At 61.6% G+C, this 23,034-nt stretch carries 18 protein-coding genes; 5 read left to right on the forward strand and 13 right to left on the reverse strand.

Annotation, left to right across the window (positions count from 1 at the left end; translation table 11 throughout):
• Window positions 1-73: 73 nt before the first annotated feature.
• On the reverse strand, window positions 74-376 hold the full coding sequence (locus tag AC0IYN_RS22030) for a hypothetical protein (RefSeq protein WP_406596357.1): 303 nt from the start codon (window positions 374-376) through the stop codon (window positions 74-76).
• A gap of 217 nt (window positions 377-593) precedes the next feature.
• On the opposite strand from AC0IYN_RS22030, the gene AC0IYN_RS22035 reads away from it, so the two are divergent.
• Window positions 594-1,283 (forward strand): TetR/AcrR family transcriptional regulator, encoded by a 690-nt coding sequence (locus AC0IYN_RS22035; protein ID WP_406596358.1) that lies wholly within the window; start codon window positions 594-596, stop codon window positions 1,281-1,283.
• Window positions 1,284-1,417: 134 nt separating this feature from the next.
• On the opposite strand, the gene AC0IYN_RS22040 is transcribed toward AC0IYN_RS22035, so the two are convergent.
• The gene (locus AC0IYN_RS22040; protein WP_406596359.1) at window positions 1,418-3,454 is read right to left on the reverse strand and encodes an oxidoreductase; all 2,037 of its coding nucleotides are present in this window, start codon (window positions 3,452-3,454) and stop codon (window positions 1,418-1,420) included.
• A gap of 156 nt (window positions 3,455-3,610) precedes the next feature.
• On the opposite strand from AC0IYN_RS22040, the gene AC0IYN_RS22045 reads away from it, so the two are divergent.
• Window positions 3,611-4,504: a glycine betaine ABC transporter substrate-binding protein gene (locus tag AC0IYN_RS22045; RefSeq protein WP_471843223.1), complete on the forward strand. Its 894-nt coding sequence runs from the start codon at window positions 3,611-3,613 to the stop codon at window positions 4,502-4,504.
• 80 nt (window positions 4,505-4,584) lie between these two features.
• Here the strand turns inward: AC0IYN_RS22045 and AC0IYN_RS22050 are convergent, their stop codons facing one another.
• From AC0IYN_RS22050 to AC0IYN_RS22065, 4 genes are all read right to left on the reverse strand, one after another.
• Window positions 4,585-5,928 carry a c-type cytochrome gene (locus AC0IYN_RS22050; RefSeq protein ID WP_471843224.1) on the reverse strand — a complete coding sequence of 448 codons (1,344 nt, stop codon included), beginning with the start codon at window positions 5,926-5,928 and terminating at the stop codon, window positions 4,585-4,587.
• A gap of 16 nt (window positions 5,929-5,944) precedes the next feature.
• Window positions 5,945-8,164 carry a xanthine dehydrogenase family protein molybdopterin-binding subunit gene (locus AC0IYN_RS22055; RefSeq protein ID WP_406596362.1) on the reverse strand — a complete coding sequence of 740 codons (2,220 nt, stop codon included), beginning with the start codon at window positions 8,162-8,164 and terminating at the stop codon, window positions 5,945-5,947.
• Entirely contained in the window at window positions 8,164-8,619 is a 456-nt protein-coding gene (locus tag AC0IYN_RS22060) for a (2Fe-2S)-binding protein (RefSeq protein WP_010211243.1), read from the reverse strand. The genes AC0IYN_RS22055 and AC0IYN_RS22060 overlap by 1 nt, the downstream gene beginning before the upstream one ends.
• 151 nt (window positions 8,620-8,770) lie before the next feature.
• Entirely contained in the window at window positions 8,771-10,471 is a 1,701-nt protein-coding gene (locus AC0IYN_RS22065; protein WP_471843227.1) for an AMP-binding protein, read from the reverse strand.
• Between the two features lie 263 nt (window positions 10,472-10,734).
• Here AC0IYN_RS22065 and AC0IYN_RS22070 point away from each other — a divergent pair, with 263 nt between their 5' ends.
• Window positions 10,735-11,511, forward strand: a complete 777-nt coding sequence (locus AC0IYN_RS22070) for an ABC transporter substrate-binding protein (protein ID WP_099491894.1) — start codon at window positions 10,735-10,737, stop codon at window positions 11,509-11,511.
• A gap of 139 nt (window positions 11,512-11,650) precedes the next feature.
• On the opposite strand, the gene AC0IYN_RS22075 is transcribed toward AC0IYN_RS22070, so the two are convergent.
• From AC0IYN_RS22075 to AC0IYN_RS22095, 5 genes are all read right to left on the reverse strand, one after another.
• Window positions 11,651-12,277, reverse strand: coding sequence for a helix-turn-helix transcriptional regulator (locus AC0IYN_RS22075; RefSeq protein WP_016978348.1), 627 nt, complete (start codon window positions 12,275-12,277; stop codon window positions 11,651-11,653).
• Complete coding sequence (locus AC0IYN_RS22080; RefSeq protein ID WP_406596364.1) at window positions 12,277-13,410, reverse strand: NAD(P)/FAD-dependent oxidoreductase; 1,134 nt, start codon at window positions 13,408-13,410, stop codon at window positions 12,277-12,279. Before AC0IYN_RS22080 ends, AC0IYN_RS22075 begins: the two co-directional genes overlap by 1 nt.
• Entirely contained in the window at window positions 13,407-14,351 is a 945-nt protein-coding gene (locus AC0IYN_RS22085; protein ID WP_471843231.1) for an ornithine cyclodeaminase family protein, read from the reverse strand. Before AC0IYN_RS22085 ends, AC0IYN_RS22080 begins: the two co-directional genes overlap by 4 nt.
• A 93-nt stretch (window positions 14,352-14,444) precedes the next feature.
• Complete coding sequence (locus AC0IYN_RS22090) at window positions 14,445-14,708, reverse strand: hypothetical protein (RefSeq protein ID WP_223204463.1); 264 nt, start codon at window positions 14,706-14,708, stop codon at window positions 14,445-14,447.
• A gap of 132 nt (window positions 14,709-14,840) precedes the next feature.
• The gene (locus tag AC0IYN_RS22095; RefSeq protein ID WP_471843233.1) at window positions 14,841-15,782 is read right to left on the reverse strand and encodes a LysR family transcriptional regulator; all 942 of its coding nucleotides are present in this window, start codon (window positions 15,780-15,782) and stop codon (window positions 14,841-14,843) included.
• 109 nt (window positions 15,783-15,891) lie between these two features.
• Between AC0IYN_RS22095 and AC0IYN_RS22100 the strand changes: the two genes are divergently transcribed.
• A complete protein-coding gene (locus tag AC0IYN_RS22100; RefSeq protein WP_457239193.1) occupies window positions 15,892-17,391 on the forward strand; it encodes a CoA-acylating methylmalonate-semialdehyde dehydrogenase in 1,500 nt (499 codons plus the stop codon).
• A 393-nt stretch (window positions 17,392-17,784) separates the two neighbouring features.
• A complete protein-coding gene (locus tag AC0IYN_RS22105; RefSeq protein ID WP_471843235.1) occupies window positions 17,785-20,331 on the forward strand; it encodes a hypothetical protein in 2,547 nt (848 codons plus the stop codon).
• A 17-nt stretch (window positions 20,332-20,348) separates the two neighbouring features.
• Here AC0IYN_RS22105 and AC0IYN_RS22110 read toward each other — a convergent pair whose 3' ends face one another.
• Together AC0IYN_RS22110 and xylG are read right to left on the reverse strand one after the other, a co-directional pair.
• Window positions 20,349-21,485: a sugar ABC transporter permease gene (locus AC0IYN_RS22110; RefSeq protein WP_406596369.1), complete on the reverse strand. Its 1,137-nt coding sequence runs from the start codon at window positions 21,483-21,485 to the stop codon at window positions 20,349-20,351.
• Window positions 21,486-23,030, reverse strand: a complete 1,545-nt coding sequence (gene xylG / locus AC0IYN_RS22115; protein ID WP_406596370.1) for a D-xylose ABC transporter ATP-binding protein — start codon at window positions 23,028-23,030, stop codon at window positions 21,486-21,488.
• Window positions 23,031-23,034: the final 4 nt, after the last annotated feature.

The raw sequence follows: 23,034 nt of genomic DNA on the forward strand, positions 1-23,034 counted from the left end.
GCCCATGGATGTTTGGGGAGCGGGGCGGGTTTGTATAATATTTTTTCTCGCGGCGGGTGAGACGCGTGCAGTCTCAATGGGCGGCGAAGGGGCCGCGCTGGGGAGGGTGATTGGCGCGGGGGGAGGGCCGCGAGTCTCGGTCCAGCATGCCCCGGCGTATGCGCATCAAGTCTTGGTACGCCTCGGTACGCTTTGCGTCGGCAATCTGCTTGGCCTCGCTAAAGCGCAACCACGCGGCTGCGTCGGCCAGACTGGTGCCAATGATGTCGTAGGCTGCCTTCTCCAACCGATCAGCTTCGAAGAACAGTTCGGTGTTGCTGGCCAGTTGTTCGTCCCAGCCAGGTGTGGTCGATGCTTCACCCTTTTTCGCTGCCATGTCCGCTACCTCAACCTCGTCCGTGTGGGGGTTTATGTGTCCTGAAGTATTGAGCGGAACAGGGTCAGATTCGTTCAATTTAGTACGTTAAACCTCTAGGTTGCGCAAAAGGCGGTGCAGCAGGGCGAGTCGAAATGTACGTCGCTGTACACTTCCTGTGCACCACGCAGCTGGGCGTGTAGAGTGGCCTGCAATTCCCAGGCAAGGTGACCCCCGGATGATCGCAAAACCCCGAGGCAAGACCCAGGACACGGGCTGGCGAGGCTCGGTCGACGTGTGGCTGGACGCCGCGTACACAGCGCTGAAAGAGTCCGGCATCGACGCCGTGCGCGTCATGCCGCTGGCCAAGCAACTGGGCCTGTCGCGTACCAGCTTTTATTGGTTTTATGAAGACCGCGAGCAACTGCTCGCCGCGTTGTTGACCCGTTGGCGCGACAAGAACACCGGCAACCTGGTGCGCCAGTGCGAGCGTTATGCCGAGAGTATTTGCGAGGCGATCCTCAACGTCTTCGAATGCTGGCTGAACCCGGAACTGTTCGACTCGCAGTTCGAATTTGCCGTGCGCAGTTGGGCAATGCAGTCGGGGGAGGTCAGCGCCGAAATTGCCCTGGCCGACGACACCCGTATCAACGCCTTGGCCGGCATGTTCCGGCGCTTTGGCTACGATGACGAAGCCGCCGATGTGCGCGCGCGAACCATCTACCTCACACAGATCGGCTACATCTCGATGAAAACCACCGAAGACGTGGTGGTGCGGTTCCGGCGAATTCCCCAGTACGTCAGCGTATTCACCGGCAAGGCCTTGAAGCGGCGCGAACTGGACCGCTTCTATGGGGCGTTTGGCTACGCCGAAACCTCGCCGGGGGTGTTTGTGCCGTTGACTGACACCTTTGACGAACCGACATAGCACGGGCGCAGTGTCGGCCGCGACATGGATCTAAGTGTGGGGGCTGTCGGCACTGCTGGCATTTTTATCGCCTGACCCACCGCTTTCGCAGCCTCGCTAAAGCTCGACAGCTCCAACAGGGGGCTCGGTGTTCTTTACAGGTCTTTAACCAACCGCAACGCATCATAGATCGCCGCATGGGTATTGCGCGCGGCGACTGCATCGCCGATCCGGAACAGTTGGAAGCGGCCCTTGGGGTTGGTCACGATGTTCTGCGGGGTCCCGGCAATCAAGTCGTGCTGCTCCACGGCCCCACCATTGCTGGAATGCGCGCGCAGGTCGAAGTACAGGTCGTCCAGGGGGAGGGTGCCGTGGTTGACCACCACCTGATCGACAACCCGCTGCTTGTGCACCTTGCCGTAGTCGCTGCCAAAGCTGACGAGCAGCCGACCGTCGCGTTTCTCCACCGTTTCGACTCGGTAAGTCACGGTAAAGGTCACGTCCAGGTCTTGCAGGCTGCGCATGTAGGGCACCAGGTTCATGGCCATGACTTCCGGGGCGAACGCGCGGTCCGGGGTGACGATTTCGACGCTGGCGCCGCTCTGTGCGATCACCTCGGCGGCTTGCAGGGCGGCATGGTCGCCGGCGTCATCGAATATCAGCACGTGGCGCCCCGGCTTGACGTCGCCGGAAATGATGTCCCAGGTCGAGACCACCAGCTCATTCCCCTGGGCCAGCACCTCGGTGTGCGGCATGCCGCCGGTGGCGACGATCACCACGTCCGGCTCATGGGCCAGCACTGTCTCGGCCTCGGCCCAGGTGTTGAAGTGGAACCGCACGCCGAGGCGTTCACACTGGGCCATGCGCCAATCGATGATGCCGATCATCTCGCGACGCCGCTCACTCAGTGCCGTCAGGCGGATCTGCCCGCCGGCTCGGTCGGCGGCCTCCAGCACGGTGACGTCGTGACCACGCTCCCCGGCCACCCGCGCCGCTTCCAGCCCGGCCGGGCCCGTGCCGATAATCAGCACCTTGCGCTTCAGCGCCGCCTTGGGAATGTCATGGGGCATGCTGGTTTCGCGGCCAGTCGCCGGGTTGTGGATGCAGTAGGCTGCGCCACCCTGGTAGATACGGTCCAGGCAGTAATTGGCGCCGACGCAGGGCCGAATGTCCTCTTCACGGCGCTCGATGATCTTGCGCACGATATGCGGGTCGGTCATGTGGGCGCGGGTCATGCCGACCATGTCCACCTTGCCCGAGGCAATGGCATAACGCGCGGTGGCGACATCCGGGATTTTTGCCGCATGGAAAGTGGGAAACCCGGTGGACGCGCGTATCTCGCCGGCAAAATCCAGGTGCGGTGAGTTGCGCATGCCCTGGATAGGAATCACATCGGTGAGGCCCGCATCCGTGTCGATATGCCCGCGTACCACATTGAGGAAATCCACCAGCCCGCTGTCCTTGAGCATGTGCGACACCTGTAAGCCTTCGTTGGCAGTAAACCCGCCTGGCAAGGCTTCGTCGCCGGTGTAGCGCACGCCCAACAGGAAGTGTTCACCGACCCGCTGGCGAATGCCGCGCAGGATATCGAAGGTAAACCGCATGCGGTTCTCCAGCGAACCGCCGTATGGGCCGTCGAGGTCATTGGTGAGCGGCGACCAGAACTGGTCCATCAAATGCCCGTAGGCTTGCAGTTCCAGGCCATCCAACCCGGCCGCCTGCATGCGCTCGGCGGCGTCGACGTAGTCCTTGATGATCCGCTCGATGTCCCAGTCTTCCATCTTCTTCGGGAAGGAGCGATGTGAGGCTTCGCGACGGTGCGACGGCGAAACCACCGGCAGCCAATCCGCCTTGTCCCAGCGTGTGCGACGACCCAGGTGCGTCAGCTGGATCATCACGGCCGCGCCGTGTTCGTGGCACTCATCCGTCAGGTCCTTCAGCCAGCCGACAACCTCGTCCTTGTATGCCAGCACGTTATTGAACACCGGCGGGCTGTCGCGCGACACCGCGGCAGAGCCTGCAGTCATGGTCAAGGCCACGCCGGCCTTGGCACGTTCGACGTGGTACGCGCGGTACAACGCCTGCGGCATGCCGTCCACCGGGTAGGCCGGTTCGTGGGCGGTGGTCATGATCCGATTGCGCAGGGTCAGGTGCTTGATTTTGTAGGGCTGCAGCAGGGGATCGCTGGACATCGGGGTGTGCTCCGTCGTGGGCATCATCAGGCTGGGCGATTTGAAATTATGGTAAATGTACACATGTGTCAACAATCGACGACACGCATGTACATTTTTATTGCGGGGCCCGGAAGTCGTCGCTAAGATCGCCTTCACCCCCTAGGAGGACGCCTGATGAATACTCAAGTGCGCTATCGGAAAAAAGCCTGTGCCTACCTGCTCGGCCTTGCGCTGGGTGCCAGTGCTGCACTGTCCCATGCGGAGCAAAAACCACCGGTACGCATCGGTTGGGTGAACTGGTCCGACACGGAAATCACCGTCAAGCTCGCCAGTACCGCGTTGCAGGAGCACCTCAAGCAACCGGTCAAGCTGGTGATGGCCGACATTGGCATCCAGTTCCAGGCACTGGCCAACGGCAACATTGACCTGATCCCGATGGTCTGGCTGCCCAGCACCCACAAGGCGTTCTATGACAAGTACAAAGACCGCCTCGAAGACCTCGGCGTGCTGTATGAGGGACGCATCGGCATGGCCGTGCCCACCACGGTGCCGGTCGCAGAAGTAGCCAGCGTGGAAGACCTGAACAAACCCGGCGTCCGCGAGAAGTTCGACGGCAAGATCTTTACCTCCGAAGTCGGCAACGGCCAGTACAAGCTCACCGTCAAGGCCATCGAAGACTACAAATTGGCCGGCTACAAACTGGTGGGGTCTTCGGAGAGCGGCATGCTCAATGAGCTGGAGCGTAACCTCAAGCGCAACAAGTGGTCATTGGTCAACGCTTGGAGCCCGCACTGGATGTTCTCCAAATGGTCGCTGCGCTACCTGGACGATCCCAAGCAGATTTTCGGTGGCGCCGAGCAAATCCACGCCATGGCCCGCAAAGGCTTCAGCCAGGAACATCCTGAAGTGGCGTACTTCTTTGCGCATTTCTCCATCCCCCAAGCCGACCTGGAGGCGCTGATGATGCAGGCACGGGAGAGCACGGCGGACAAGGCAGTGGCGGCGTATTACGCGGCGAACAAGGCGCGGTTTGAGGGGATGTTCAATCCGGGGGTGGTTTCCCGATAGGCACAGATGTGCAAATCCCGGGAGCCCGTGGAAACCTGTGGTGAGCAGGACTAGCCCGCTCACCACAGGTTTGTTTCGCTTCAGCGCATATGCAAAATAATCGGGCTGCTGCTCGCCGGGTCGGTATGCCCGCGCAGCTTGCTCACCGCCTTTGCATCGACCGCGCCACCGTTATTGCCCCAGGTGCCGCGCACGTAGCTCAGTACCTCGGCAATTTCCTGGTCGGTCAGTTGCTCACGAAACGCTGGCATGCGGTAGGCGTCCGGTACACCGGCGGCCACTACACGCTGCGAGCCGTTGAGGGTGATGTTGATCGCGGAGGCGTTTTCCTTGGCCAGTGCCGAGGTGGCGCCGGCCAGGGGCGGCATCCATTCGGGCTGGCCTTTGCCGTCGAGGCCGTGGCAGGAGGCGCAGCGGGTCGCGTAGGTGTGGGCGCCGGGGGCGTCTTGAACCGCCGCCACCGCCTGATATTGCCAGGGTGTGCCGTCACGCTGTGGGTCGCCAGGCAGTGACTTGAGGTAGCGGGCGATAGCGGCCAGGTCGTCGTCCTGCATGAACTGCGTGGAATTGTTGAAGGCTTCGGTCATCGAACCGTAGACCACCGCATGGGCATTGCGCCCGGTCTTGAGGAACTGCACGATCTGCGCCTCGCTCCAGCGCCCCAGCCCGGTGTTGGGGTCTTGGCGCAGGCTCGGTGCATACCAGCCATCGAGCAGGCCGCCGGCAAGGAACGGCGCGCCGGATTCGTCCAGGGCTTTCTCGTTGAACGCCAGCCCGCGCGGCGTGTGACAACTGCCGCAGTGGCCGGGGCCTTGGACGATATACGCGCCGCGGTTCCACAGCGCGTCCTGATCCGGTTTCGCCGCATAGGGTGCGGTGGGCGCGAACACGCCATTCCACAACGCGATAGGCCAGCGCAGGTTGAGCGGCCACGGAATATCACTGGGGATATTCGGCTGGTTGGCCGGTTGCACGCCCTGCATGAAGAACGCATACAGCGCTTTTATGTCGTCGTCGTTGAGTTTGACGTAGGACGGGTAGGGCATGGCGGGGTAGAGCCGTCGGCCACCGGGCGCTACGCCGTGGCGCACCGCGCGGTCGAAGTCGGCCAGGGTGTAGGCGCCGATACCGTTCTGCTTGTCCGGTGTGATGTTGGTGGCATGGATCGCGCCCAACGGAGTGGCCATTTCCAGGCCGCCAGCGAACGGAGGCTTGCCCGCCAGACTGTGGCAGGCCACGCAGTCGCTGAGGCGGGCGACGTATTCGCCCCGGCTGACCAAGGCGGGCTCAAAGGGGGCGGCGGCCTGCGCCTGTTCGAACGGTGTAGCAGGCTCACGGGTGACGTACCAGGCCAGCAGGCCTGCCGCGACCAGGCAGGGCAGCGCCAGCCAGCCTGCGGTTCTTGCGAATCGACGGTTGTTCATGGGCGTTTCCTGAAGGTCAGCTGAAGGTGTGTCGGCTCATTGGCAGGCTGCGAACACGCTGGCCCGTCAACTGCGCCACCGCATTGGCCACGGCCGGTGCCACGGCCGGCAACGGCGGCTCGCCGATACCGCCCATCTTTTCGCCACTCTCGACCACCCGTACATGCACCCGCGCCATCTGCGCAGGCGCCAGGATCGGGTAAAGGTCGTAGTTGCGCGCCCGTGGCTTGCCGTCCACGTACACCGCTTCCTCCAGCAACGTCTGGGACAAGCCCAACGCCACCGCGCCATTGACTTGCGCCTCGACAATCGCCGGGTTGACGATGCTGCCTGGGTCGATGGCCTGCCAGATATCGTGCACCCTGACCTTGCCATTCTCGATGGACACTTCGGCGATCGCCGCCGTATGGGAGCCGAACGGCGAGGCCATGGCCACACCGCGTGCGCGCCGGCTGCCGTCTTCGGCGGTGAAGGGGCCACGCTTCCAGCCGCCGGACAACTCAACCGCCGCTTGCAGCAAGGTGGTCAGCCGTGGGTTGTCGCGCAGCAGGTGCAGGCGTAGCTCATAGGGGTCATGTTTGCCCTTGTCTGCGAGCTCGTCGAGGAACGACTCGTAGAAAAAGTCATTCAGCGAATTGCCCACCGAACGCCAGTAGCCGAGCATGGGCGCGCCTTTGACGTAGATCTGCGCGATGCGTTTGTTGGGGATGGCGTAGGACTTGCCCGACAACCCTTCGACCGCCGTAGGGTCGATCTTGTCGCCCTGTTTGCCGGCGAGGGCTTCGGTCGGGCCTTCGGTGGCGCTCACCGCTTCGATGGCCACCGGCAGGCCTTTATCATCCAGCCCAGCGCGGAACTTGACCACCGCCACCGGGCGCAATACATCACGCAGGAACTCTTCCTCACGGCTCCAGATCAGCTTGACCGGACGGCCCACCGCCTTGGCCAATGCAATAGCCTGCGGGTAGGGGTTGGCCGAGTCATACAGGAAATGCCGGCCGAAAAACCCGCCGAGCAACGGCGAGTGCAGGTTGATCTGCGCAGGGTCGAGGCCGGTGCGCTTGGCGATATCGGCGCGGAACATGTCCGGCGCCTGGTTGGGCAGCCAGATATCCAGGGTGCCATCGGGGTTGAAGCGTGCCAGGGCGGAGGGTGGCTCCAACTGGCCGTGGTTGAGGTACTGGTTGTGATACGTCGCTTCGACCTGGGTCTTGGCGCCTTTGAGCGCGGCGGCCACGTCGCCTTCGTTCTCGTCATCACGGGCCGGCCCTTGCTGGGCGGCGAGAAATTCGAAGTGCTTGTCGCTGGAAAAATCCGCCGGCATGACCCGCAGTGCCGAGTCGGCAGCCGCTTCCTGCCAGTCGACCTGGATTGCTTCTACCGCGCGCTTGGCGTGCCACCAGCGCTCAGCCACCACAGCCACCGCGCCGGGCAGTACGTGAACCGAATGCACACCCTTCATCCCTTCGACCTGCGACTGGTTGCGCAGGCTGCCCACGGTCATGCCCAGGCGTGGCGCATGCTGTACCGCGGCGTGGAGCATGTTGTCGACTTTCAGGTCGATGCTGTAGAGCGCCTTGCCGGTGGATTTGTCGTAGGCGTCCAGGCGCTTGACCGGCTTGCCGATCCAGCGGAACTGGCTCGGGTCGCGCAGGGTGATGCTGGCGGGATCTGGCACGGGCATGTCGAGGGCGCTGCTGGCCAGCTCGCCATAACCCAGCGAACGACCGGACGCCGCATGCACCACGCGGCCCGGCTGGGTGGTCAGTTCGCCAACCGGCACGCCCAATTGTTTAGCGCCAGCCTGCAGCAGCATCGCGCGGGCCAGAGCACCAAGGCGACGCATGGTCGGGTAGCTCATGCGCACCGACATGCTGCCGCCGGTGATGCGCATACCGTTCTCCATCACCACATAGGCTTCGCCGGGCGGCGCGGCCTCGACGATGAATGTGGCGGGGTCGGCGTCCAGCTCTTCACCGACAATCTGCGCCATGGCGGTGTGGGTGCCTTGCCCGCCTTCCATGAAGGGGCTGAGCAGGCGCACCGTGCCGTCCGGGCGAATCTCCAGGAACGCCGGCACCTGGGTGCCGCGTTCAGCGGTGGTGGCGGCTTGTACCCGGCCCGACCCCAGTGGCAGGCCAAAACCAATGACCAGCGCACCCACGGCCGTACTCGCCAGAAAGCGGCGGCGCGACAGGTTCACCGGTGCATCGAGCAGTTCGTTGATGAGGTTCATCAGACACCCCCCTGCTTGGCCAGGTCGTCGACGGCCGCGTGGATGGCGTTATAGGTGCCGCAGCGGCACAGGTTGATCATTGCCGCATCGATTTGCGCCTTGCTGGGCGCCGGGGTGTGCTTGAGCAGCGCCGTGGCCGCCATCACCTGCCCGGACTGGCAGTAACCGCATTGCGCCACCTGATGCTCGACCCAGGTCGCGACCACACGCTTGCCCACTTCATCGGTTTCAATCGCTTCGATGGTGGTGATTTCGCGCCCGACCACCCCAGCCACCGGCGTGACGCAGGAGCGCACCACATTGCCGTCCACCAGTACTGAGCACGCGCCGCACTGGGCCAGGCCGCAGCCATATTTGGTGCCCGTCAGGCCCAGGTCATCGCGGATCACCCACAGCAATGGCGTGTCCGCGTCGGCATCGACCTGATAGGCCTTTTGGTTGATTCGTAATTCCATGGCTCACCTGCTGATCGACGGTAGGTGCGGCCTGTTTTAATGATGAACGCAGTGGCCGCTTATCGTCGAACTCTAGACCAGTGCGCCAGGGCTATCTATCCGTTAGTCGCCAAGTCGGAGGATTGGGCAAGTATTCAACAGGATTGTGCGACTACGACTCAGCCGTTGGCCGCACGAAGTCCTCCTCGAAGTGCTCATGCTCACCCCGCGTATCACCCTGGCGTCGCAGCACTTCCATTTGCCGCAGCTCCACTCGCCGAATTTTCCCGGAGATGGTCTTGGGCAGTTCGGTGACGAACTCGATACGTCGTACCCGCTTGTAGGGCGCCAGATGCTCACGGGCGAAGGCGAGGATATGTCGGGCCAACTCCGCGCTGCCCGGTTCGTCGTGGGCCAGGATCAGGAACGCCTTGGGCACGGCCAGGCGCAACGGGTCGGGGCTTGGCACCACGGCCACTTCCATGACGGCCGGGTGTTCGATCAAGGCGCTTTCCAGCTCGAACGGACTGATGCGGTAGTCGGAAGCCTTGAACACATCGTCGGCGCGACCGACGAAGGTGATGTAGCCGTCGGCGTCGATCTGCGCGGTGTCGCCAGTGCGGTAGTAACCGTCACGCATGACCTCGGCGGTTTTTTCCGGGCTGTCTTCATAGCACAGCATCAGGCCGAGCGGGCGTACGGCCAGGGGCAGGGCGACTTCGCCCTCAGTGCTGGGGCAGCCATCGGGATCAAGCAAGGCCACTTGGTAGCCCGGCAGCGGGCGGCCCATGGAACCCGGCTTGAGCACCTGGCCGGGGGTGTTGCCCACCAGGGCGGTGGTTTCCGATTGGCCAAAACCGTCGCGCAGCGGCAGGCCCCAGGCGTGTTGGATCTGCTCGATGATTTCCGGGTTCAACGGCTCCCCGGCGCCGACCAGTTCGCGCAGGCTCAAGCGCGATTTGTAGCTGGCGAGGTCTTCCTGGATCAGCATGCGCCATACCGTGGGCGGCGCGCACAGGCTGGTCACGCCGTAGCGTTCCAACGCACTGAGCAAGGCCGGTGCGCTGAACCGCGCGACGTTATGGATAAAGATGCACGCGCCGGCATTCCACGGCGCGAACAGGCAGCTCCAGGCATGCTTGGCCCAGCCGGGCGATGAGATATTCAGGTGCAGGTCGCCCGGTTGCAGGCCGATCCAGTACATGGTCGACAGGTGGCCCACCGGGTAGCTCTGGTGGCTGTGCAGCACCATCTTCGGCTTGGACGTGGTGCCCGAGGTGAAGTACAGCAGCATCGGGTCGGTGGCCAAGGTTCGGCCTTCGGCCTCGAAATGTTCGGGGTATTCAAAGGCAGCGCTGTGCGAAACCCAGCCGGCAGGCGCCGAGCCCACGCAGATACGGCTGCAACCCTCCGCGAGGCCGGCGAATTTGTGCACATGCGCATCGCCGACCACCACATGGCGAACCTGCCCGCGTTCGATGCGGTCACGCAGGTCATCCGGGTTCAGCAGGGCGGTGGCGGGGATGACCACTGCGCCGATCTTGAAGGCTGCGAGCATGGTGTCCCACAACGCCACATCGTTGCCGAGCATCAACAGCACACGATCACCCCGGCGTACGCCGAGGGCACGCAAGTGGTTGGCCACCTGGTTGGAGCGCATGGCCAATTGCTGGAAGCTGTAGCGCTGCTCGCTGCCGTCCTCTTCGACGATCCACAGCGCATTCGCCGCATTGCCCTCGGCCATGGCGTCGAAATAATCCAGGGCCCAGTTGAATTCGCCCAGTTGCGGCCAACGGAAATCCCGTACGGCGGTGGCGTAGTCGGTGCGGTGAGCGAGCAGAAAATCCCGAGCGGCCAGGAAGGGCTGGGTCATGGTGGCTGTCCTTAATTATTGTTGTGGGACTTGCCCCCGGCTGAACCCAGAGGCTGGACCGAGTATAGGCACGCATAAATCAGAGCAGAACGCTCAAAAACACCGGTGCGTTGTGCAAAAAAGTCATGGGTGTGCATCGGCGTGGTGGCGTGATTGACGATCAATACGTAAAAGTCCAATATGGAATTATAAGTACAAAAGCACCGCTGCCCTCTCTTTCTTCAGGCTTGCCAAAACCAACAACAACTTGCGAGAACATCCTCATGAAGAAACGCGCCCTCATTACCGCCCTGGCCTTTGGCCTGCTTGCGTCCAGCCACTTGGTGGCCGCCGAGAAAACCCTGCGCATCGGCATCGAGGCGGCTTACCCGCCCTTTGCGTCCAAGACCCAGGAAGGCAAGATCGTCGGGTTCGACTACGACATCGGCAATGCGCTGTGCGCGCAAATGAAGGTCAAGTGCGTATGGGTAGAAGGCGAGTTCGATGGCCTGATTCCTTCCCTCAAGGTGAAGAAAATCGACATGGCGTTGTCGTCCATGACCATCAACGAAGACCGTAAGAAGTCAGTGGACTTCACCCACAAGTACTACTTCACCTCATCGCGCCTGGTGATGAAGGACGGCGCGGTAGTCGATGACCAGTACGCCAGCCTCAAGGGCAAGACCGTGGGCGTGCAACGCGCCACCACCACGGATCGCTACGCCACCGAGGTGTTCGAGCCCAAGGGCATCAACGTCAAGCGCTACAGCAATAACGAGGAGATCTACATGGACCTGGCTGCCGGGCGGCTGGATGCGATCTTTGCCGACACCATTCCCCTGAACGACTTTTTGCAAATGCCACGGGGCAAGGGCTATGCGTTTGTCGGCCCGGAACTCAAGGACCCGAAATACGTGGGCGAGGGTGCCGGGATTGCCGTGCGCAAGGGCAATACCGAGCTGGTCAGCGAGTTGAACGCGGCGATCGACGGCATCCGCGCCAGTGGTGAGTACCAGAAGATTTCGCAGCAGTACTTCAAGTCCGACATCTACGGCGACTGAGAGGTCTACGCGGACTAAGTGTGGGAGCGGGCTTGCTCGCGAATACGGAATGTCAGTCACCCGATAGGCCAACTGAACCACCGCATTCGCGAGCAAGCTCGCTCCCACACTTGTCCGGCGGTATTTCCAGCCGTACCGATCAGCCCTTCAGTTCTTTCAAATGCTTGTAGACCGTCGCCCGCCCCATGCCCAACACATTGGCCACATAGTTCGAGGCGCTCTTACCCTTGAACGCCCCCTCGGCGTGCAGTGCCAGCACCAGCTCACGCTTGTGGTCACGGGTCAGCAGGTTGAGGCTCAACTGACGCTCGCGCATCCACGCATGCAGAAACGTATTGATACGCTCCTGCCAGTCATCACGAAACAGCGAGTCGGGTTGCGGGATCAGTTTGCTCGGCGACAGGAACAGATCCAGCGCCGCCTTGGCGTTTTCAAACAGCGAAATATTCAGGTTGATGCACAGCACCGCCAGCCGGCGGCCTTTGTGGTCGTGCAGCACGGTGCTCAGGCTGCGGATTTTCTGACCGTCCCAGTTAAGCTTTTCGTACGGGCCGATATTCACTTCGCTGACGTCAGCGTCGAGCATGTCTTCCAGCGCCGAGTCATCACCAATGCTGCGCTTGGACAGGTTGTTGGCGATGTAATCGACTTTTTGCGAACGCAGGTCATGCAACACCGCTTCGGCGTGAGGGAAGAACAGGGTGGCGATGGCGTCGGCCATCGCGCGGAAGTTCTGCATGACCTTGTCTTGTTCAGCGGTGTTCATCAATGCGGCTCCAGGCGGGCAGGGGAGAGCATACCAGCGTCGAGGCCGAACTGCGTCAGTGCCTCCGGCAGCGGCGCGCCACGCACCAAGGCCGCGCTCGCCTGGCCCATGGCCGGCGAGGTCTGGATGCCGTAGCCGCCCTGTGCCGCCACCCAAAACAGGCCCGGTATCATCGGGTCGAAACCCGAAAGCAGGTCACCGTCGTGCACAAAACTGCGCAGGCCGGCCCAGGTACGGGTCGGACGGCGGATGGTCAGGGTGGTGGCTTCTTCGATCTGATAGATGCCCATGGCGATGTCCAGCTCTTCGGGCTGGATATCCTGGGGCTCGACCGGGTCGGCGTTGGCTGGCGAGCCGAGGAACATGCCGGCGTCGGGTTTCATATAGAAGGATTCGTCCAGCGCCACCAGCATCGGCCAGTGATGGCTGTCGACGCCTTCTGGGCCGGCGAAGATGAAGGCCGAGCGCCGCTTGGGTTGCAAGCCGATGGAGGCTGCGCCGGCGAGCCCACCGATATGGTCGGCCCAGGCGCCGGCGGCATTGATGATGACCGGCGCGGTGCAGGTGGCATCCTGAGTGTGCACCTGCCACATGCCGGCGGCGTCGCGGCTCAAGCCGAGCACGTGGCTGTTGGTGCGCACCTCGCCACCGTTACGGCGGATACCGCGCAGGTAGCCCTGGTGCAGGGCATCGGTGTCGATGTCGCTGGCGGTGGGGTCATACAGCGCGCCGTGGACTTTTTCGCGTCGCAGGATCGGCAGCTTCGCACAGGCTTCATCGGCACTGAGCAATTCGACCTGGGAGACGGTGGCCTTGGCGCTCAGGTATTGAGCGTTCAACTCGGCCGCATCGCCGAGGAAATCCACGGTCATTTCGCCCCGTGGCGTCAGCAGCGGGTGTTCGCAGAAACCCGCTGGCGGGTTGTCGAAAAACGCCCGGCTGGCCAGGGTCAGCGCACGCACCTGCGGGGTGCCATAGGCGGCGGTATACAGGGCGGCGGAACGCCCGGTGGAATGATAGGCCGGGTGGCTTTCACGCTCCAGCACCAGCACCTTGCCGTGCTGTGACAACCAGAAACCGGTGGACGCGCCGGCAATGCCGCCGCCGATGATGATGAAGTCTGCGTGGCTCATAGTTGTCTCCAGAGGGCATGGGCCAGTGCGATGTCTTCCAGGCCCAGGCCGATGGAGCGGAAGAATACGTGGCGGTCGTAGGCCGGGCGCGGCACCTGTTCGCTGAGCAATTCAGGCAGGTCACCGACCACTGTGCGTGGGTCCCAGCCGTGTTGTTCGGCGGCGATCAGCATCTCACCGGTCGAGCCCGGGGTGGTTTGTCGATAGTCGCAGAATACCTGCATCGCGCCGAGACGTTGCGGCGGGACCTCATGGGCCCGTGGGGCATTGGTGCTGATCGAGGTGATCAGCGCCGGTTTGCTCAGGCACGCCGGGTCGAGCACCGGCCCGGCCGACGAGGTGCACAGCAGGATCACGTCTGCATCGGCCACCGCCGCCTCGCAGCTGTGAGTGATGTTTACCCGTGGGTCCAAATGCTTGATGTGTGCGATGGCATCGGCGGATGCATTGACCAGGCTTGGCGAAAACACACTGATACTCTGCCAATCCCTGAAGCCTTTCACATAGTGCAGGTGCGCCTGGGCCACCTTGCCACTGCCGATGATCGCCAATCGTCGCGCTGCTAAAGGCGCCAATGCATCCACCGCCAGTGCAGTCGTTGCCGCAGTACGTGCCGTAGTCAGCTCGCTTGCATCGCACAACAGCAGTGGCTGGCCGGTCTGCATCGACATCAACAAGGTCCAGGCCGTCACCAGCGGCCCTTGCTCGCGCACGATATAGGGCGACGTCTTGACCCCATACACCCCATCCTCGGCCAGCACGCCCAGGTAGTTGATGAAGTCACCCGCCGCGTGGGGGAATTCCACCCACTGCTGTGCCGGCTGCACCGCTTGCCCGGCCGCCAGGTCTCGGAACAGCTTGCGCAGGATCTGCGGTACATCGACCTGGGCGAGCAGTTCTCGGGCCTGGGCCGAGTGGATCACATGAGGCGAGCTGGACATGGGGATCTCCGCAGTTAAACTAATTTGTCCATTATGGACTTTTAGTTCTGCCGAGCAATATCCCAATGCAAAAAAGCTGGCGCGATGCGCGCCTCACTTGCCCAAGTGCTGATTCATCAGGTTGTCCAGCACCGGTCCCCGGCTGGCCGCTTGCCATTCGTGAAAGTGCTGGCAGCCCTCCACATTCGCGTCTGCGATATTGCTGCGCGGGTCACAGATCATCGACCAGCGTTGTTGCAGCGACGGGTACTTGATGAAGTCCGCCCGCGTCGGCGGTTGGCAGCCGAGCAAGGCAATGGCGGACATCACGGCAGCGGTGGTTTGAAAGGCGGTGGAGGGGACGATGTTCCAATTCATGATGATCAACACTCCCGCAGGAGAGCCCTTGAGATAGTTCTGCAACGGCCTGGAGTGGTGTGGCCGCAGGAACATCCTATGGGCGAATTGGTTCCTCAAAAAGATCCACTCATGGTGGATTGGGTAGAGCCATTATGTCGCCGTATAGCGAAACCCACCGGACAATTTGCCCTTCAAATAACTGACCAACGCGCTCACCGACTTCGGCACATGGGGCGAGTACGGTCGGATCAGGTAGATCTCATCGGCGAACGCGCCCTTGAGCGTCCAGTCCTTGAGCACCTGCACCAGCTTGCCGCTGGCCAGGGCGGCATGGGCGCTGAAGTCCGGGAGCAGGGCGATGCCCAGGTGGTTGAGCGCCGAATCGCGCAGGGCCTCACTGTTATTGGTGGCGAAGCTGCCGGCGATGGGCACGGTGAGGCGCTCGATGTTTTTTGTGCCGCGCTCAAAGGTCCAGGCGGGCTGGTCGGTGCCGCGCGGGTAGAACAGGCAGTTATGCGCGGACAGGTCGCCGGGTTGGCGTGGTTCGCCGTGGCGTTGCAGGTAGTCGCGGGTGGCGACCAGTACTGAGCCGGTGTCGCAGAGCTTCCACGCCACATGGGTTTCCGGCACCTGGAAACCATGGCGTACGGCCAGGTCGTAGCCTTCGGCGGCCAGTGAACTGAGGGCGTCGGATACGTCCAGTTGGATGCGCACCTGCGGGTACTGCTGCAAGAATTCCGACAGATGCGGCACCAGTTGCTGACGGGCAAACGCCACCGGTGCGGTGAGGCGCACCAGCCCGCGAATCTCCCCGGCCGAGTCGCGTACCGACGAGAAGCTGCGGGCGATCTGTTCATAGGCGCTGCGCACGTCGCGGGTCAGCGACAGCCCCGCATCGGTGAGCCGTACGCTGCGCGTGGTGCGCGTCACCAGTCGGGTGCCGGTGGCCTTCTCCAGGTCGGAAATGCGCTGGCTCACCGCCGACTTGCTCACGCCCAGGCGTGCGGCGGCGGCCGTGTAGGTGCCGTGTTCCTCCAGCACTGACAGCCAATGGATATGGGTCCAGAGCCCTTCGATTTCAGCCTTTTCCATGGGTGTATTGTTCGCTGTTGTGGACAATAAGTTCTGGATTCTGCTCTGGTTTGGAACAAATCGAAAGCCTATCGTTTGCGCCAACGCTACTCACCTGGGATCGCCTGCCATGACCACCACCATCGAGCACTACATCAACGACCAGCGCGTGTCCCGCGATGATCGCTATCAGGACGTCTACAACCCGGCCACCGGCGAAAAGACCGGCCGCGTCGCCCTGGCCAGCCGCCAGACCGTCGCCGAAGCCGTCGCCGCTGCCCAGGCCGCGTTCGCCGGCTGGGCCGACACGCCGCCGATCCGCCGTGCGCGCGTGCTGTTCGAGTACCTGCACCTGCTGCGTGAGCGCAAGGACGACCTGGCGCGCATCATCGTCGCCGAACATGGCAAGGTCTTTACCGACGCCCAGGGCGAAGTCGACCGTGGCATCGACATCCTCGAATTCGCCTGTGGCATTCCCAACCTGCTCAAGGGCGAGCATTCCGACCAGGTTTCCCGTGGCATGGATAACTGGACTATGCGCCAGCCCCTGGGCGTGGTCGCCGGCGTTACGCCGTTCAACTTCCCGGTGATGGTGCCGATGTGGATGTACCCGATCGCCATCGCGGCGGGCAACACCTTCATCCTCAAGCCAAGCCCGACCGACCCGAGCGCCTCGCTGTTCATGGCCGAACTGCTGCGCGAAGCCGGCCTGCCCAAAGGTGTGTTCAACGTGGTGCAGGGCGACAAGGAATCGGTGGACGCGCTGATCGAACACCCGGACGTCAAGGCGGTGAGCTTTGTCGGCTCGACGCCGATTGCCCAGTACATCTACGAAACCGGCGCTCGTAATGGCAAGCGCGTGCAAGGCCTGGGCGGCGCGAAGAACCACATGGTGGTGATGCCCGACGCGGATATCGAAAAAACCGTCGACGCCCTGATGGGCGCCGCCTACGGCAGTGCCGGCGAACGCTGCATGGCCATTTCGGTGGCGGTGCTGGTGGGCGATGTGGGCGACAAAGTCATCGCCGCCCTGACCGAACGGGCCAAGCACCTGCGCATCACTGACGGTCGCGACCTCAAGGCAGAAATGGGCCCGATCGTGTCTCGCGCGGCGCTCGAACGCATCAGCGGCTACATCGAACAAGGCGTGCAAGCCGGCGCGCAACTGCTGCTCGACGGGCGTGACTATGTGCCGACCGAAGCCGGCCTGGAAAACGGCTTCTGGCTGGGTGCGACGTTGTTCGACCACGTGACGAAAGAGATGAGTATCTACCGCGAAGAAATCTTCGGCCCAGTGCTGGCCTGCGTGCGCGTGAATGACTTCGCCGAAGCGATCAAGCTGGTCAACGATCACGAATTCGGCAACGGCGTGAGCTGCTTCACCCGCGACGGCAACATTGCCCGCGAATTTGCACGGCGCATTGAAGTGGGCATGGTCGGCATCAACGTGCCGATCCCGGTGCCGATGGCGTGGCACGGGTTTGGCGGGTGGAAGAAGAGCCTGTTTGGCGACATGCATGCGTACGGCACCGAGGGCGTGCGCTTCTACACCAAGCAGAAGTCGATCATGCAGCGCTGGTCGGAAAGTATCGAGCAGGGCGCCGAATTCGCCATGCCGGTCTCCAAATAACCAAAAGCCTGTACACGGTCAACTGTGGGAGCGGGCTTGCCCGCGATAGCGTGGTGTCAGTCAGTACATCTGGCACTGATTCACCGCTATCGCAGGCAAGCGAGCTCCCACATTTTTTTTGCGTGGGCTTCAGGCGATCAAACCAGCGCTTTAGCTTGGCCGCTGCCAGAAGTTTGAGTGCTGTGCTCGTGAAAATAGTGCGCAATAAACGGGCCTTCTCATTGAAGGAACCCTTTCACTTTCAGGAACGACACATTGGCCTGATGGTATCGGTATCGTCGTGCGGTCTATGTACGAAAATATCCGGCCATGTGTGCCCTTCTCAAAAGCGTGAGAATCATGCTTTCAACGGTGTAGGGAAAATTACGAGAATATTTAAAAGGTCGTCCTTTCATGAGTGTAAATACGTACTCTTCGTCGCCTATCCCCGCAGCCGACTACTCCTGTTTGAATGACGACATGGGCTTCGTCGAGGAGGGACTGACGCTGACCTATGCGGGTGTTACTTTTTCTCCTACCCCGTCGATATCCGTACCGTCGGTTTCCGATTCTTTTCATGACACCCTGATATTTGGATCAGATGCGGTATCGCCACCGACCGCACGCGATCCGTTGCCAGAGCAGATACAACGTATCAATGCCTATGCGAGTCGTGTAGTCACGCAGGCCAGCAATATTGAAGTGGGCAGTGAAGGCGAAAGAAACATCCGCTTCCAGCAGGTTCGCCAGTTCCTGGAGCCAGCGGGTTACTTCAGTGGTGGCCTGCTGGCTGCCGGTTACGATCCGCATGAGAAATTCACGCTCAAGTTCACCTCGTACACTGGGGTCGGAAAACCTGAGCATTTGACCCGCACCGACACGCGTACTTACTTCGCCTGGGAAATCGCGGCCGGCGCACTGGCGCACGACAAAGTCCAGAGAGGCGGCCCGCTCAATTTCCAGTTCATGGAGATCGAGCCGCAAGACCGGAGCAAGGTCGCCGACCTGGAGTCCGTGGGTACGCACCTCGAGAAACACTGGGACAATGCAATAGCGCCGCCCATGCGCGACGCGTCCGGCGTGCTGGCAGAGCGCTCGGGCAAAGCGGACGCCTACGTTGTCAGAGGCACCTTGCAAAGCCTGAAGAACAATAAGAATTCCTTCAAGACATTAAGCGCCGAGGGTCAAGCGGCGGTCACGCAAACACTGTCGCACAATGGGCAAGTGATTATTCCCAACCTCTATGGCTACCCACTGACGGGGTATGCATTTATTCCTTATACCGCCTATGACGGCAATTATGAGCATCGCCCAAACAAGGGGTTGATGATCGATTTGAAGAACGGCACGGTGAGTGAAATACAAGGTGATGAGGCATTTGCCAACTGGGCTAAAAACAACAGGGACAATTTGTTGCGCAGCTTCAATGCCCGCGACAGGCAAGGCGGCCTGGATGCCCATTGGCCAAGGGCAGGGGATGTGCTCGATAACGTGATTGCCGGTAATCACGCCAGTTACCCTGGGTACGCCAACTTGGTCAAAGACAAAGCGGTGCCGGTGTGGGAGACATTCAACTACACCCGCGCGCGGGGCAGTGCTTACCAACTGATCTATGGTCGCCTGGATTCCGGTATGGCTGCCAAGTTCCAAAAGGCGAATGCCCACAACGCGGTATGGTCCGATCAAACCGAGGTGTTTGGCTCCGCGCAGCAAAACTGGAAGGCAGCAAAAGACCTCTGGGGGAGCACCTTTGGCTATGTACCCATCTTCGGCAACATCGGCACTATCGTTTTCGGGATTCATGATTCCATCGATGGCATGACAGCCAGTGATCGCGTTGGCGGTAATGCGGCAGTGGTTATATCAGGGCTGCAACTTGCGCAAGAATTATTGCTTGGCGACGGGGTGCAGGAAGCAGGTGAACCCCTGTTGACTTTTGATGCCTCCACCCGCGAACAGTTTGGATGGCGATACAGTTCGCTCGCTGACGGTTTTGAATTAGTGCGGGAGCCGAAGTATCAGGTCACAACGGATGAGGTATCTGTTTCGTTGGGAAATGCGCCTGAGACGACGCCTGCTTTCGAACTACCTTCATCTTTGACAGGCATGCGCGAGGTGGAATTCAGGGGGAAGGTGTATTACGTCGCTGAACACCCCGACGCGGGTGACTCAATGCATTACCGGTTATATGTAAAAGATCCGCATGATCCTGAGAAACCGGCGAGTAGTAGTATTGCTGCCAAACCTGATGCCGCGGGCGTGTGGCGAAAAATGGGTACTGAAGGTGGAGGGAGAATATCAGAATTTTTTTCACCTAAATATAGGCAGGCACGCGCGGAGTTGAAGGCGGTCATTGCGCAGCGCAATCACTTGCAGGCCGTCACGAAAGAGGAAATGCAACGGGTTGAACGTGTGCTGGGTTCACTGATACAGGGCAGTAATGCGGAGGATTTCGCGGGTATTGAAACCTATATTGAGGCAGGCTCCGATTTTGTTAACGGGCCTCTGCGTTCCGGCGACACGTCGCCTGACCTGGAAGCGTTTCTTGAGGAGTTCGACCAACTGAATGCTTATGAGGGTAAGGCCTATCGCAGCGCCTTTGTCACACGTGACGGCGCAGAAAGAATTAAAAAAGGGGTTGGGAAGGTTTTTCAAGATGCCGGTGTACAGTCAGCTTCGGCAACTGCGGGTAGCGCCGGAGAATGGGAAACATGGGCAAAGAATGCCGTCAAGGGCCGAAGTGATAAAGTCCAGCCTGTGGTGTTTGTATTCGATGAGTCAATACCCAAGAAAAACCTATCAACCGGATACTTGATGGATCATGTCGCTGTGGGGCCTGGAGAAAATATGAAAGTACTTGCGTACGAAGAACACGATGGCAAGCTGTTCGTCTATCTCTCCAGGCCTTCTGAAGTGCCCGACAATCTTTACGCTATTTATGACGGGGCTCCGATTTATTGAGCCCACGGCCGTGAGTATCACCGCCGCCCGGCGCGTGTGCTGACGTCGACCCAAACCGCCAGCACCAAAATGCTGCCCTTCACAATCATCTGCCAATAGCTGTCCACATCCAGCATCGACATGCCGTTGTCCAGGCTGGTAATCACCAACGCCCCGAGCAACGCGCCATACACCGTACCCGAACCGCCGCGCATCGACGTCCCGCCGATAAAGCAGGCCGCAATGGCATCCAGCTCGCCCATGTTCCCCGCCGAAGGGGAACCGGCGGCAAGGCGCGCGGTGTTGACCAGCCCGGCGAGGGCGCACATCACGCCCATGATGCCGAAGATCCACAGTTTCACCGCCTGTACGTTGATGCCCGACAGGCGCGTGGCTTCCATGTTGCTGCCCACGGCGTATACGCGGCGGCCGAACACGGTCTGGCTGGTGACGTAGCTGAATACACCGAGCAGCACCAGCAACAGCAGCACCGGCACGGGGATGCCGTCGTAGCTGTTGAGGGTGGTGACGAACCCGGCCAGCACAGCGCCGATCACCACCACGCGCAGCACATCACGCACCAATGAATGCGCAGCCAGGCTATGCAGTGCGCGGTTGCGGCGTTGTTTCCAGGTCAGGAACAGCGTCAGGGCAAACAGCAAAACGCCGAGGCCGATACCGACCGCATGCGGCAAATACCCCTGGCCGACATACACCAATGAAGGCGACACCGGCGCAATGGTAGTGCCACCGGTGATCCCCAGCAGAATCCCGCGAAACGCCAGCATCCCACCCAGGCCGACGATAAACGACGGGATGCGCAGGTAGGCGGTCATATACCCGTTGGCCAATCCAATCATCAAGCCGCATAAAGCGACCAGGCTCAGGTTGGCCAGCAGCGGCACGTGGTAAACCACATCCAGAATCGCCGCCAGCCCGCCGAGCAGGCCGAGCAATGACCCCACCGACAAATCAATCTCGCCGCTGATGATCACCAGCACCATGCCGCACGCCAGGATCCCGGTGATCGACATCTGCCGCAGCAGGTTGGACAGGTTGCGCGGGGTGAGGAACCCGCCCTCGGTCTGCCAGCTGAAAAACAGCCAGATCACCGCCACCGCGATCACCAGGGCGAGCATTTTGTAGCGGGTAAAAAGGTGTTTGACCTGATTCATCTACGCGGTCTTCCGATCGTTATTGTGATGACTGAGCGCAGCGGCGAGCACCTGTTCCTGGGTGAGCCCCTCGTTGATAAAGTCCCCGCGCAACTGGCCGTCGCCGATCACCAGCACGCGGTTGGACACGCCGAGCACTTCGGCCAGCTCCGACGAGACCATGATGATCGACACCCCTTCGGCCGCCAGGGCTCCCATCAGTTTGTAGATCTCATACTTGGCGCCCACGTCCACCCCGCGCGTGGGTTCGTCGAGGATCAGCACCTTGGGCTTGGCCATCAGCATTTTCGCCAGCACGGCCTTTTGTTGGTTGCCACCGGACAGGCTGGTGATCGGCAGGAACGGGCTGGCGGTCTTGAGGTGCATGCGCGCGATCTGCTGGTCGATGCTGCCCAACTCCGCTTCGGCGTCGATGCGGGTCAGGTGCGCAAAGGTGTCGAGCACCGCCAGGGTGATGTTCTGGCCCACGCCCAGGTCCGGGATGATGCCTTGGCGCTTGCGGTCCTCGGGCACCATGCACAGCCCGGCGCGGATGGCTTTGAGCGGTGTGCGCGTGTCGATCACCTGGCCATCGAGCCACACTTCACCGTGGTAGCGGCCGGGGTAGGCGCCGAACAGCGCCGACACCAGTTCCGTGCGCCCGGCGCCGACCAGCCCGGCAATGCCGAGGATTTCCCCGCGCTTGAGCACAAAGGACACATCGTCCACGCGTTTGCGCTTGGGGTTGTCGACGTCGTAGCAGGTGACGTTGCGCGCTTCGAAGATCACCTCGCCCACCGCATGCGGTTCGGTGGGGTAAAGGTTGCTCATCTCGCGGCCGACCATCTGGGTGATGATCTGCGCGATGTCCATGTCGGCCATGGCGGTGGTCGCGATGTGCTTGCCATCGCGGATCACCGCAATGGTGTCGCACACGGCTGCGACTTCATCGAGCTTGTGGGAGATGTACACGCAGGCCACGCCCTTGGCCTTGAGGCCTTTGATGATGTCGAGCAGCACCTCGATTTCCGCGCGGGTCAGGGCCGAGGAGGGCTCGTCGAGAATCAGCAGGCGCGCCTGTTTATTCAGGGCCTTGGCGATTTCCACCAGTTGCTGGTAGCCGCCGCCGTACTGCGACACTGGCAGCGCCACGTTCATGTCGGGCACCTTGAGCTCGCGCATCAAGGCTTCGGCACGGTGGATCATTGCCGGGTAGTTCATGCGCCCACCCGGCAAGGTCAGTTCGTGGCCCATGAAGATGTTCTCGGCCACCGACAGGTCGGGCACCAGGGTCAGTTCCTGATGAATGATGACGATGCCGGCCGCCTCGGTGTCCCGGATGGATTGGGCCTTGAGCGGCTGCCCGTCCCAGAGGATTTCACCGTCCCAGGTGCCGTGCGGGTAGACCGCCGACAGCACCTTCATCAGGGTGGATTTACCGGCACCGTTCTCGCCGCACAGGCCGACGCATTCCCCCGGCCGCACCTTGATGTCGATACCGTCCAGCGCGTTGACTCCGCCAAAGGTTTTGACGATGCCGTTCATTTGCAGCAGGTAGTCGGCCATGGCG

The sequence above is a fragment of the Pseudomonas sp. AC112 genome (assembly GCF_979253545.1).